Annotated in this window: 10 protein-coding genes; 9 read left to right on the top strand and 1 reads right to left on the bottom strand. The window is 63.4% G+C overall.

From position 1 onward, the window contains the following. Positions 1-62 precede the first annotated feature (62 nt). The 5 genes from A3M3_RS0119640 (at position 63) to A3M3_RS0119620 (ending at position 5,898) form a co-directional block, all read left to right on the top strand. The gene (locus tag A3M3_RS0119640) at positions 63-602 is read left to right on the top strand and encodes a flavodoxin domain-containing protein (RefSeq protein ID WP_035743391.1); all 540 of its coding nucleotides are present in this window, start codon (positions 63-65) and stop codon (positions 600-602) included. A 289-nt stretch (positions 603-891) separates the two neighbouring features. Further along, a complete protein-coding gene (gene acs / locus A3M3_RS26025; RefSeq protein WP_035743389.1) occupies positions 892-2,838 on the top strand; it encodes an acetate--CoA ligase in 1,947 nt (648 codons plus the stop codon). After that, positions 2,835-4,043, top strand: coding sequence for a dimethylsulfone monooxygenase SfnG (gene sfnG, locus A3M3_RS0119630; RefSeq protein WP_028267773.1), 1,209 nt, complete (start codon positions 2,835-2,837; stop codon positions 4,041-4,043). Before acs ends, sfnG begins: the two co-directional genes overlap by 4 nt. Continuing rightward, positions 4,043-5,410, top strand: a complete 1,368-nt coding sequence (locus tag A3M3_RS0119625; protein WP_028267772.1) for an O-acetylhomoserine aminocarboxypropyltransferase/cysteine synthase family protein — start codon at positions 4,043-4,045, stop codon at positions 5,408-5,410. The genes sfnG and A3M3_RS0119625 overlap by 1 nt, the downstream gene beginning before the upstream one ends. Then, entirely contained in the window at positions 5,407-5,898 is a 492-nt protein-coding gene (locus A3M3_RS0119620; protein WP_028267771.1) for a CoA-binding protein, read from the top strand. The genes A3M3_RS0119625 and A3M3_RS0119620 overlap by 4 nt, the downstream gene beginning before the upstream one ends. Positions 5,899-6,065: 167 nt before the next feature. On the opposite strand, the gene A3M3_RS26020 is transcribed toward A3M3_RS0119620, so the two are convergent. Beyond that, on the bottom strand, positions 6,066-7,220 hold the full coding sequence (locus A3M3_RS26020) for a hypothetical protein (RefSeq protein WP_051423407.1): 1,155 nt from the start codon (positions 7,218-7,220) through the stop codon (positions 6,066-6,068). Positions 7,221-7,712: 492 nt separating this feature from the next. Between A3M3_RS26020 and A3M3_RS27680 the strand changes: the two genes are divergently transcribed. Genes A3M3_RS27680 through kdpC form a run of 4 tightly spaced genes read left to right on the top strand, consistent with a single transcriptional unit; the run spans position 7,713 to position 12,221 of the window. After that, positions 7,713-7,793: a potassium-transporting ATPase subunit F gene (locus tag A3M3_RS27680; protein WP_231497388.1), complete on the top strand. Its 81-nt coding sequence runs from the start codon at positions 7,713-7,715 to the stop codon at positions 7,791-7,793. A gap of 6 nt (positions 7,794-7,799) precedes the next feature. Continuing rightward, a complete protein-coding gene (gene kdpA, locus A3M3_RS0119600; RefSeq protein ID WP_035743387.1) occupies positions 7,800-9,467 on the top strand; it encodes a potassium-transporting ATPase subunit KdpA in 1,668 nt (555 codons plus the stop codon). Further along, positions 9,464-11,602, top strand: a complete 2,139-nt coding sequence (gene kdpB / locus A3M3_RS0119595; RefSeq protein WP_028267769.1) for a potassium-transporting ATPase subunit KdpB — start codon at positions 9,464-9,466, stop codon at positions 11,600-11,602. Before kdpA ends, kdpB begins: the two co-directional genes overlap by 4 nt. A gap of 7 nt (positions 11,603-11,609) precedes the next feature. Then, complete coding sequence (gene kdpC, locus A3M3_RS0119590) at positions 11,610-12,221, top strand: K(+)-transporting ATPase subunit C (protein WP_028267768.1); 612 nt, start codon at positions 11,610-11,612, stop codon at positions 12,219-12,221. The last annotated feature ends 3 nt before the right edge of the window (positions 12,222-12,224 follow it).

The raw sequence follows: 12,224 nt of genomic DNA, 5'->3' as shown, positions 1-12,224 counted from the left end.
CTATGGCACGGTGCCAGCGGACCACTATCCGTCAGACTAAGGACGAAAAGGGAGGGCTTCAAATGACGGTTCTTGTTGCATATGCGAGTGCGCTGGGCTCCACCAAGGAGATCGCTCAACATGTAGCCTCCCGGATGGCGGGGGTGCTGGACGACGTCGAGTGCCGAGCCGTGGCGGAGATTGAGTCCGTGACTGGATACGAGGCCGTAGTCATCGGCAGTGCCATCCACAATCAGGCATGGCTGCCCGAGGCGTCACTGTTCGTGAGACGTCATGCGCCGGGGCTGGCCACGCGACCCGTCTGGGCTTTCAGCGTTGGAATGGCTGACGCCCTGCCAAAGCCTTTCCGCAAGCGCGCAGCGGCCTTCCAGCAGGAACGGATTGCGCGGGTCCTGTCCAAAGAAGTACCGCTTCGAGCCCACAGAGTCTTCTCCGGTGTCTACCGGCCCAGCCAGATGCCGGCGCCGCTCCGCGCCTTGTTTCACCTGAGCGGCGGACGCTTCGGCGACCTCCGGGATTGGGCCGCCATCGACGCCTGGACCGATCAAATGACCGCCCAACTGGCTCATACTGAGCCGTCTCCGGGCAACACCACCACCTAGCTGACTCCTCGCCGGATGGTGCCAGTACCTGAGCGAAGATCTGCCCGCTCCTGAACGAGTCCGAATTTTCAACTGAGGAACAGCTTGCGTCGGGCGTCTTGCGGAATATTACGCTGCAAGAATGGCATATTTTGAGTCGACGCCGAGATCCGTTTTAGTTGAATGAACCAGCGAATTCGGCCAAAAGAGGCCGGATCGATGAGACCGTAACCAGCGTTTCGCCAGCCGGGCGAGCTACCCAGTCCGCGTGCGCCGAAGGTGCCAAGCCAGGAAACGATGGAGTATTGCTATGTCCCAGCAACGTGATGAAGTCACGGACGATTTTGTGGCGTTCTGGGAGGCGCAGGCCCTCCGCTTGGACTGGGCTGAACGATCGAATGGCAAGCCTTGGGAAACGGCCCACAATTGGGTGCCAAGCGACGTTTCCGCAGGCCGTGGACCCGACATCACTTGGTTTGACGGCGGAAAGCTAAACGTCGCATACAACTGTGTGGACCGCCACGTCGCCGCGGGACGGGGAGACAAGGTTGCCCTCTACTTCGAAGGCGAACCGGGCGACCGCCGCGCCATCACTTACGCAGAGCTCCTGCGCGAGGTTTCCAAGGCTGCAAACGCGCTTCTGGCACTCGGCATCGGCAAAGGCGATCGCGTTGTGATCTACCTTCCCGTGATTCCCGAAACAATCATCATTACTCTCGCAGTGGCGCGCATCGGAGCCATCCATTCGCTCGTGTTCGGCGGTTTCTCCGCAGAGGCCCTGCGCTTCCGCGTCGAGGACACCCAGGCGAAGCTCCTTGTCACCACGGACGGTCAGTTCCGGCGAGGCGTCGCGGTTCAGGTCAAGGAAAACGCGGATGCCGCCGTCGCGGGGGACAACGCCATCGAGCGGGTACTGGTCGTCAACCGCACCACTGCCCGCGACGAACTCGACACCATCCCCATGGTGGCCGGCCGCGATGTGTGGTGGCACGACGTCGTCGAACCGGCCTCGGAAGTGCACGAGCCTGAAGCCTTCGACGCCGAGACTCCACTCTTCATCATGTACACCTCGGGGACAACCGGTCAGCCAAAGGGCCTCGTGCACACTTCGGGCGGTTACCTCACGCAAGCCTCATGGAGCTTCGAGCACCTCTTCAGCAACCCGGATCCGGCACTGCGGGACAGCGACGTCCATTGGTGCACCGCCGATCTCGCATGGGTCACAGCGCACACCTACGAGATTTACGGCCCCCTCTCCAATGGCGTCACCCAGGTGATTTTCGAAGGCACGCCCAATACGCCACATCCGGGCCGCCACTTCGAAATCATCGATCGCTACAAGGTCACTCAGTACTACACGGCGCCCACGCTGGTCCGTTCCCTGATGGGCTGGTTCCCGGACGGCGTTCCGGACACCTACGATTTCTCGTCCATCCGCCTCCTTGGCACGGTAGGCGAGGCAGTCAATCCTGAAGCATGGCGATGGCTCCGCAAGAACCTTGGCGGCGGCACCGTTCCCGTCGTCGACACCTGGTGGCAGTCGGAAACCGGCGCCACCATCCTTTCGCCAGCCCCGACGGACACGGACTTCAAACCGGGTTGCGCTGCCCGGCCGCTGCCTGGAGTCAGTGCCAAGGTAGTTGACGACGCCGGCGCCTTGGTACCGGCGGGCGTCCACGGTTTCATCGTGGTGGACCGTCCCGGCCCGGCGATCGCGAGGACCGTATGGGGCAACCCGCGGCGCTACTTCGATTCGTACTGGAGCAAGTACGCGGCACAAGGGTGGTTCCTTGCCGGCGACGGAGCGAAATACGACTCCGACGGCGACATCTGGATCCTCGGACGGGTGGACGACACCCTCAATGTTTCCGGTCACCTGTTGTCCACGATCGAGATCGAGTCGGCCCTCGTGTCCCATCCGGACGTCGTGGAGGCCGGGGTCTGTCCCGTGCCCGACCCCAAGACGGGGCACGCCGTCGTCGCGTTCGTAGTCCTCAAGGGCGGAGCTTCACACGAGGTTGCCGCGAAACTGCGTCACCACGTGGCCCAAGAGATCGGCCCGATCGCAAAGCCGCGCGACGTCGTCGTCGTGGCTGACGTACCCAAGACCCGCAGCGGCAAGATCATGCGCCGGCTGCTCACCCAACTCTTCGAGGGAACCGCCTTGGGCGATACAACCTCACTCCAGAACGAACCGGCGATCGCCGGCATCCAGGACATCCTGCGCGAGCGGGCCCTAGTAAAGGAAAATTCATGACCGAGATCAGCAACGTCGCGCGGCTCTCCGAACCGCTCAAGTTCGCCTACTGGGTGCCGAACGTCTCCGGGGGCCTGGTGGTTTCCACCATCGAGCAACGCACCGGATGGGACTTTGACTACAACAAGAAACTGGCCCGCATCGCGGAGAATTCCGGATTCGAATACGCACTGACCCAAACGCGCTATGCAGCCTCGTACGGTGCTGACAAGCAGCATGAGGCGACGTCGTTCAGCCTCGCCTTGCTGGCCGCCACCGAACGACTCAAGGTCATTGCCGCCGTCCACCCGGGCATGTGGCATCCCGGGGTACTGGCGAAGTACATCATTACGGCGGACCACATTTCCCAGGGACGCGCCGCCGTCAACATCGTCTCAGGCTGGCTGAAGAACGAGTTCACGAATTTCGGTCTGGAATGGCTGGAACATGACGAACGCTATGTCCGCACCGAAGAATTCATCAAGGTCCTCCGCGGGCTGTGGACCGAGCAGGAATACAGCCAGTCCGGAAAGTACTACAACATCACCGATTTCACCCTGAACCCGGCACCGGTGGACGTGCCCGGGCGCGCCCACCCGGAGATCTTCTTCGGCGGCAACTCGACAGCCGCGCAGGCCACAGCCGGCCGCGTTGCGGACTGGTACTTCTCCAACGGGAAGGACTTGGAAGGATTCAAGGAGAACATCGCCGGCGTCGTCGCGGCATCCGGCGAAACACGCCGCGGCACTGAGGGCGCTCTCCCGGCCCCGCGCTTCGGCCTCAACGGCTTCGTCATCGCGCGCGACTCCGAAAAGGAGGCGCGGGACACCCTCCGGGAGATCGTCGAGAAGGCGCACAAGCCCGCCGTCGAAGGATTCCGCGCCGCGGTCCAGGAAGCGGGAGCTTCCACGAAGGACGGCAAGGGCATGTGGGCCGACTCGAGCTTTGAGGATCTGGTCCAGTACAACGACGGCTTCAAGACCCAGCTGATCGGCACCCCGGAGCAGATCGCGGAACGGATCGTCGAGTACAAAAAGATCGGCGTGAACCTTTTCCTCACCGGCTACCTGCATTTCCAGGAGGAGGTCGCGGCCTTCGGCCGGGATATTCTGCCGATCGTCCGGGAACTGGAGGCTGATCTGGCACGCAAGAACGGCGTCGAGCTGGACCTCTCCGGGACACCCGTGGCACAGACCGACTCAACCACCAAGCTGGTGAACGCGTAATGACGGAGCGCAGTTTCGGCTTCCGCACCCGCGCCCTGCACGCCGGCGGGACTCCCGACGCCGAGCACGGCGCCCGCGCGGTGCCGATCTACCAGACCACGTCCTTCGTCTTCAAGGACACCCAGGATGCCGCCAACCTCTTCGCGCTGCAGAAGTACGGCAACATCTATTCCCGGATCGGCAACCCCACCGTGGCTGCGTTCGAAGAGCGCATCGCGTCCCTGGAGGGCGGAATCGGCGCCGTGGCGACGTCCTCGGGCATGGCGGCGGAGTTCATCACCTTCGCGGCGCTGACCCAGGCGGGGGACCATATCGTGGCCGCCTCCCAGCTCTACGGCGGTACGGTGACCCAGCTCGACGTCACGCTGCGCCGCTTCGGCGTGGACACCACGTTCGTTCCCGGGACGGACCCGGCGGACTACGCCGCCGCGGTGCGCGAGAACACCAAAGCGATCTTCGTCGAGGTGGTGGCCAATCCCTCCTCCGAGGTCCAGGACCTTGAGGGGCTGGCCAAGGTGGCGCACGACGCCGGGATCCCCCTCGTGGTGGACGCCACCTTGAGCACGCCCTACCTCGTGCGGCCCTTCGAACACGGTGCGGACATTGTGATCCACTCGGCCACCAAATTCCTCGGCGGACACGGCACCACGCTCGGCGGCGTCATCGTGGAAAGCGGAAAGTTCAATTGGGGCAACGGCAAATTCCCCACCATGACCGAACCCGTTGCTTCCTACGGCAACGTGTCTTGGTGGGGGAACTTCGGTGAATACGGATTCCTCACCAAGCTGCGCTGCGAGCAGTTGCGCGACATCGGACCGGCCCTGTCCCCGCAATCGGCGTTCCAGCTTCTGCAAGGCGTGGAGACGCTCCCCCAGCGCCTCGACGAGCACCTCCGCAATGCCCAGGCAGTGGCTGAATGGCTTGAAGCGGACCCCCGCGTGGCCTATGTGAATTTTTCCGGGCTTCCTTCGCATGCGCACTTCGAGCGGGCCAAGAAATACCTGCCGCTGGGACCAGGCTCGGTCTTTTCGTTCGGCGTCAAGGGCGGCCGTGCCGCAGGGCAGAAGTTCATCGAGGCGCTCCAACTGGCCTCGCATCTGGCCAATGTCGGCGATTCCCGGACCCTTGTGATCCATCCCGGATCTACCACCCACCAGCAGCTCAGTCCCGAACAGCTGGAATCCGCGGGTGTTCCCGAAGACCTCGTCCGCATTTCGGTGGGCCTCGAAGACCTCGAGGACATTCTCTGGGATCTGGACCAGGCACTCACGGAAGCACAGGATGCCCTGGCGGAACCCGCCGTCGTTCTTGGGGAGGCTGCAGATTCCTGCAGCCTGGACAGTCAGAGCATTGGAGCGGGCGCATGAGCAACAACGGAATCCGCACGTGGGAAGGTCCATCCGCGCCGGAACGGCTTAACTTGCTCCGCCAAGCCAAGACCATCGCGATCGTCGGCGCTTCGGACAAGCCCTCCCGTGCCAGCTACTTCGTGGCAAGTTACCTGAAATCGTCCACCAAGTACCGCCTGTTTTTCGTGAACCCGGTGGTCAAGGAAATCCTGGGCCAGCCCACGTACGCTTCCTTGGCCGAGCTGCCCGAGTCCCCGGACATCGTGGACGTTTTCCGTAAGCACGACGATCTTCCGGGGGTACTCGAAGAAGCCGTGGCGGCAGACGCCAAGACCCTGTGGCTCCAGCTCGGTTCCTGGCACGAGGCGGTTGCCCGCAGCGCCCAGGAAGCAGGACTCAACGTGGTGATGGACCGCTGCGTGAAAATCGAGCACGCGCGCTTCCATGGCGGCCTTCACTTGGCTGGCTTCAACACCGGGGTCATCTCGTCGAAGCGGCAGATCTAGAACGCGGCTCTCCGTTGGTTCGGGGTTGGTTCGGGCGACACGGTAAGTGCCTGGCGACACGGTAATTGTCTGGCGCCGCCGGTTTCGGGGGTCGTCAGAGCTTTTCCGTGTCGGCTGGCCATTTCCGCGTCGCCAGGTGTGTGCCGGGGTCCGGAACGCACCCCGAATCACCCGTTCTTCCGGCGAGCAATCATTTGCGGATCGTCCGGCTTGACCTCCTTGGCGGTACGGTTCTTCGGCCGGTGCGGCATGATCGGTTCGGACGCGAAGCGTCGTGGGCCGCTCCACATTGAGGGCGGGGCGTCGATTGCGTAGGCGATTGCGTAGGCGACTTTTTCGTAGTTGACGCGCCAGCCCCTGAAATGGGGCCACGCTTGTTCCGCGCTCACTTCTATCGGGTAGTCGACGGTTCGCAGGAGTTCCACTGCTGATTGGAAGTCCTCGAACTTCACGTCGAGTTCGGAATCGGGATCAGGATCGTCGTCCACCGGGATACGGATGGCACGCGCCACTTGGTTCAGGCATGTGAACCCCATTCGAAGGACCAGCCGTGCCCGAGTGCTCGGCGCCGACTCCGGGCTCAGGGAAAGCTGCAACGCGGCCGCGTCCATCACGCTGAGGAGGGAGTTGAGCCAGTTCGATAGCGGTGCAGGCGAACGAAACCACACCAGCGTGATGTAGGCGCTATGCGACTCGGCAACGTCAGCGGCCCATCGCTCCCACGTGCGGTAGAGCTCGCTGAGCTCACTGGTGCTTGTTTGAGCGGCCATGCCGAACCGGGTGCGCACCAGAAGCTCCGGTCCCCATGCAGGTGATCCTGCCCTCGATACCAGAAGCGTGACTTCCGCTTCACGCCTGTTGAAAGCTGCGTAAAGCGTCGGTAGATATCCGATCTGCAAAGCGATGACTATCAATCCGGTGTATGCGGCCGCGTAGACCAACACCGTGTTGCCGATGTTCGACGGGGCCGCGTAGCCGAGGGTGAACATCGCGGAGCCGGCTTCGCTTGCGGCTTGCCACATGTCGCCGTCGACGAAGGGAAGCAGGAGGAGGCTGAACGACGCATAAAACAGGATGACCCAAACGATCAGGCGGACGAAGAGCGACATCGGCGATTGCCAGGCAAGGATCCGATCGCGTACCTCGTAGGACGCCACGGGTTTTGTGATGGCAAGAAATACCCGCATCGTGGCCAAAGCGGTCACCCGTGACAGCGAGCTGCGCAGCGAGCGCGGCACTATGAGCGTTCCAATCACGCTCATCCAGGTCAGGAGCAACCCCGCCATTCCGACCGAAAAACACGCCCACACGATGACTGTCACTGCGCTCTTTCGACAAGTCCGGACACCAACTTGGCGATTGTCCACCGGAAGGGACGAAGCTGGTGAGGCTCGTATCATTCACGCCTCGCGGGGGCTCTGTCAAGGGTGCGGACCCCGCCGCCGTCGGGATTCGTACGACGCGCGATTACCTCTTTGCGAGCGTTTGTGAGCGGGCGTTTGGGATTGTGGCCGTATATCTGATGGAGGATCGTGTTCGGCTGCCGGATAGTTGGGCCGGCATTAAGACCGCGTCAAGATAAGCCGGGACCGCATTAAGGAACCGTTAGGAACGCCTTTTCGTCGCTCGACACGGAGTTGACTGGCATCAGCCCCACAAACGGGGCGCAGATGAAAGGACGTTCCAATGGCCGACGTGGCTGTTGTGGGGATCTTCGTGGTGTCCATGGGGATCGTGATGTGGATAGCCCACCTTTTGGGGAAGATCGTGGATCGCGACGGGCCGGTGAACGGGCAGTGAGCGCCGACGCCGTGATGTGGTTGGTCCTGTTCATTGCAGGCCTGTGCTTGTTCGGCTACCTGCTGGCCGTTTTGATCCATCCGGAAAAGTGGTGATCGCGGATGGTTTTCAGCGTTGCCTCCTTCATCACCCAGGTGGCAGTCCTGCTCATGCTGCTTGTCTTAATGCACAAGCCGCTGGGCGTGTACCTCGCCGGTGTATTTGAGGGCAAGAAGTCGAGCCGCGCAGAAAAGTTGTTCTATCGGCTGACCGGGGTGGACCCAGACACCGAGCAGGTCTGGTCCGTCTACTTGCGCAGCGTCCTGGTCTTCTCCGCAGTGTCCATCTTGGTGGTCTTCCTCCTCCAGCGGCTTCAAGGAGTCCTGCCAGGGAACAACTCTCTCCCCGGCGTAGATCCCTGGACGGCCATGAACACGGCTATCTCTTTTGCCACGAACACCAACTGGCAGACGTACGTCCCCGAGACCACCATGGGCATCTTCGTGCAGATGTGCCTGCTGGCCGTGCAGAACTTCCTCTCTGCCGCCGTCGGAATCGTGGTGGTGGTCGCCCTGATCCGCGGCATCGCACGGACCCGGACGGACAGGCTGGGGAATTTCTGGGTGGACCTGGCGCGCACTTCGTTCCGTGTACTCCTCCCGATGGCTGCCCTCGCGGCCATCGTGATGGTGATCGGCGGCGTGGTGCAGAACTTCTGGTCCACCGAGGTCACCAACCAGGCAGCAGGCATTACCCAGGCGATCCCCGGTGGACCAGTTGCGTCCCAGGAAGCCATCAAGATCCTGGGCACGAACGGCGGGGGTTACTTCAACGCGAACTCGGCCCACCCGTTCGAGAACCCCAACGTCTTTATCAGCCTGTTCGAAGTCTTCCTGATCCTGCTGATCCCTTCCGCGCTTCCCTATGCCTACGGCCGCATGGTGGGGGACCAGCGGCAGGGGTACACGGTGGTCGGCGTCATGGCTACTCTCTGGCTGAGCTCCACTGTCCTCATGGCTTGGGCCGTCGCGTCCGCGGAAGGAACCGCGACGGCGGCTGCCGGAGGTTTGGGCGAGGGCTTCGAGCAGCGACTTGGCGCCGCCCAAAGCTCGATCTTTGCCACGGCCACCACTTTGACGTCCACCGGTGCGGTCAACGTCGCCCACGATTCCCTCCCGCCCCTGGCCGGCGGCGTGGCCATGGTGAACATGATGCTCGGTGAAGTTGCCCCCGGCGGCACGGGATCAGGACTCTACGGCCTGCTGATCCTCGCGATTGTTTCGGTGTTCATCGCCGGGCTCATGGTGGGCCGCACCCCGGAATTCCTGGGCAAGAAGATCGGGCCCCGGGAGATGAAGCTCGCGGCAATGTACATCCTCGTAACACCCGTCGTGGTGCTGGCGCTCGCCGGTGTCACGGTCCTGCTTCCGGATGCCGTGGCCAATGCACCTGCCTCCGGACCGCACCAGTTCAGCGAAGTGCTCTATGCCTTCACGTCCGGTGCGAACAACAACGGCTCGGCCTTCGGCGGGATCACCAGTTCAGGCCCATACCTGTCCACCATGATGAGCCTCGCCATGCTGCTGGGCCGCTATCTGCCCATCGTGCTGGTGATTGCCCTGGCAGGTTCCCTGGCAAAACAACAGCGGATCCCGGCCTCCTCCGGCACGGTCCCGACCCACGGCTGGCTCTTCGGTTCGCTCTTGCTCGGCGTCACGGTGATCATGACCGCCTTGAGCTACTTCCCGGCCCTTTCCCTGGGCCCCCTCGCAGAAGGACTCCTCAAATGACCAAGTCCGGCACGGCCTTCGCCAAGGACACCGCCGCCCAGACCTATGCGGACGGCAATCCCCTCGGCACCCCGGGAGAACACAAGCACCACACCAAGGCACCCGCCAAGCTGGACCTTGCCAGCCTCCGGTCTGCCCTGCCGGTTGCTGTGCGAAAGCTCGCGCCGCGCCAGATGATCCATTCTCCGGTGATGTTCACCGTGCTGGTCGGTGCGGCCCTCTGCACGGCCATCTGTATCCTCAAGCCGGCTGTGTTCGGCATCGCCGTGACAGCGTGGCTTTGGTTGACAGTCCTCTTCGGGACGTTGTCCGAAGCTATCGCCGAGGGCCGCGGCAAGGCCCAGGCAGACAGCCTCCGGGCCAGCCGGAAGGGCGTTGTCGCCAGGCTTCGGCTCGAGGACGGCACCACCAACGAGGTGCCGGGAACGGAACTGCGGAAGAACGACGTCGTCATTTGCGAAGCCGGGGACGTCATCCCTTCCGACGGCGAAATCATCGAGGGCCTGGCGAGCGTGGACGAATCCACCATCACCGGCGAGTCGGCGCCCGTCATCCGCGAATCCGGCGGCGACCGCTCCTCGGTGACCGGGGGCACCAAGGTCCTCTCCGACCGGATCGCCATTCGGATCACCGCCGAGGCCGGCGAGACGTTCATTGACCGGATGATCAAGCTCGTGGAAGGGGCCGTCCGGCAGAAGACGCCCAACGAGATCGCGCTCCACGTCCTCCTTGTCTCCCTGACCATCGTGTTTTTGGCGGTCACCATGAGCCTGGCCCCGTTCGCTTCCCTGCCCGGGGCGACGCCGTCGCCCATTGTCCTGGTGGCGTTGCTGGTCTGCCTGATCCCCACCACCATCGGAGCGCTGGTGCCGGCCATTGGCATCGCGGGCATGGACCGATTGGTGCAGCACAACGTCTTGGCCACGTCCGGCCGCGCCGTGGAGACTGCCGGAGACATCACCACGCTTCTGCTCGACAAGACCGGCACCATTACGTACGGCAATCGGCGCGCGGTCAACTTCTTCCCTGCCCACGACGTCGAGCGGACGGAACTCATCGAAGCGGCCCGGCTTTCCAGCCTGGCCGACGAGACGCCGGAGGGACGCTCGATCGTGGAGCTCGCGGCGGAGAAGGGCGTCAGCGGCCCGGACCTGCTTGCGCTCCTGACGAGCTCGGTAGATTTCGAGGTGGTCGAATTCAGCGCCAGCACGCGCATGAGCGGTCTGGACCTCGACGGGCGGAAAATCCGCAAGGGCGCCGCGACCGCCGTCGCCAAGTTCGTCGCCGACTTCGGCGGGCAGACGCCTGCCGAAGTGGACCACAAGGTGCAGGAAATCTCTGCGCAGGGCGGCACTCCGCTCTTGGTCGCCGGAGTCGCGAACGACGGCGGAGCCCGGGTCTTGGGCACCATCCACCTGGCCGATGTGGTCAAGCCGGGCATGCACGCCCGCTTCGCCGAACTGCGGCGGATGGGCATCCGGACGGTGATGATCACCGGTGACAACCCGATCACGGCCAAGGCCATCGCCGCCGAATCCGGGGTTGACGATTTCGTCGCCGAGGCCACTCCCGAAGACAAGCTGGCCGTCATCAAGGACGAGCAGGCCCAGGGCCGGCTCGTGGCTATGACCGGTGACGGCACCAACGATGCCCCCGCGCTCGCCGCGGCGGATGTGGGCGTCGCCATGAACTCCGGTACGCCGGCAGCCAAGGAAGCTGCCAACATGGTGGACCTGGATTCGGATCCCACCAAGCTCATCAACATCGTGGGCATCGGCAAGCAGCTGCTCATCACCCGCGGAGCCCTCACCACCTTCTCGGTCGCCAACGACGTCGCGAAGTACTTTGCGATCGTTCCGGCGCTCTTCACGGGCACTTTTCCCGGGCTCGGGCTCTTGAACATCATGGGCTTGGCTTCGCCGTCCTCCGCCATCCTGTCCGCGGTGATCTTCAACGCCCTGATCATCATCGCCTTGGTTCCGCTTGCATTGCGCGGCGTCAAATACCGTGCAGTCTCGGCAAACCAGGCCTTGGCGCGGAACCTGGCCATCTACGGCCTCGGTGGACTCGTGGCGCCTTTCATCGGGATCAAGCTCATCGATCTGCTCATTTCCCTCATCCCCGGCATTGGCTAGGAGCATCATGAACACCCTTTCCGGCTATCTTCGGCAAGCAGGAACGGCCCTGCGGTTCCTGCTCCTGGCCACCGTGGTCCTCGGATTGATCTACCCGTTGGCGATTTTCGGCATCGGCCAAGCGATTGCGCCGTTCCAGGCCAACGGCTCCATCGTGAAAGACGCGTCCGGAAAGCCCGCAGCATCGGCTTTGATTTCACAAGTCTCCGCGAACGACGCCGGTACCCAGAGTCCCCTGTGGTTCCATGCCCGCCCCTCGGCGGCCAAGTGGGACCCGGGGGCGTCCTCCGCCAGCAACCTCGGACCCAACGATCCGAAGCTGCTCGACGCCGTCAAAGCCAACCGTGCTGCCGTCGCTGCGGCAGAGGGGGTCAAGGAGTCCGAGGTCCCTGCCGACGCAGTGACAGCGAGCGGGTCCGGGCTGGATCCGCAGATTTCAGTGGCTTACGCCCGGCTCCAAGTGCCCAGGGTGGCCAAGGCGCACGGACTCAGTCCTGAAACGGTGCAGGCCATGGTGGACCAACGCACGGTCACGGGTCTTGAGGCCTTCCTGGGACAGCCTTCGGTCAACGTCACGGAATTGAACCTGGATGTCGCCGCGGCAGCACCGGCCAAGTGAAAG

Origin of the sequence: Arthrobacter sp. MA-N2, assembly GCF_000517125.1 — a bacterium.
Lineage (GTDB): Bacteria > Actinomycetota > Actinomycetes > Actinomycetales > Micrococcaceae > Arthrobacter > Arthrobacter methylotrophus.
Note: the sequence above shows the minus strand (reverse complement) of the source record. Positions and strands in the feature narration are given on the sequence as shown.

What these genes read in the sequence shown, in the direction of transcription:
- kdpA (WP_035743387.1), top strand. Translation starts at nt 7,800, where the DNA reads ATGGTTTTCAGCGTTGCCTCCTTCATCACCCAGGTGGCAGTCCTGCTC.
- kdpC (WP_028267768.1), top strand. Translation starts at nt 11,610, where the DNA reads ATGAACACCCTTTCCGGCTATCTTCGGCAAGCAGGAACGGCCCTGCGG.
- A3M3_RS0119625 (WP_028267772.1), top strand. Translation starts at nt 4,043, where the DNA reads ATGACGGAGCGCAGTTTCGGCTTCCGCACCCGCGCCCTGCACGCCGGC.
- sfnG (WP_028267773.1), top strand. Translation starts at nt 2,835, where the DNA reads ATGACCGAGATCAGCAACGTCGCGCGGCTCTCCGAACCGCTCAAGTTC.
- A3M3_RS27680 (WP_231497388.1), top strand. Translation starts at nt 7,713, where the DNA reads ATGTGGTTGGTCCTGTTCATTGCAGGCCTGTGCTTGTTCGGCTACCTG.
- A3M3_RS0119640 (WP_035743391.1), top strand. Translation starts at nt 63, where the DNA reads ATGACGGTTCTTGTTGCATATGCGAGTGCGCTGGGCTCCACCAAGGAG.
- acs (WP_035743389.1), top strand. Translation starts at nt 892, where the DNA reads ATGTCCCAGCAACGTGATGAAGTCACGGACGATTTTGTGGCGTTCTGG.
- kdpB (WP_028267769.1), top strand. Translation starts at nt 9,464, where the DNA reads ATGACCAAGTCCGGCACGGCCTTCGCCAAGGACACCGCCGCCCAGACC.
- A3M3_RS0119620 (WP_028267771.1), top strand. Translation starts at nt 5,407, where the DNA reads ATGAGCAACAACGGAATCCGCACGTGGGAAGGTCCATCCGCGCCGGAA.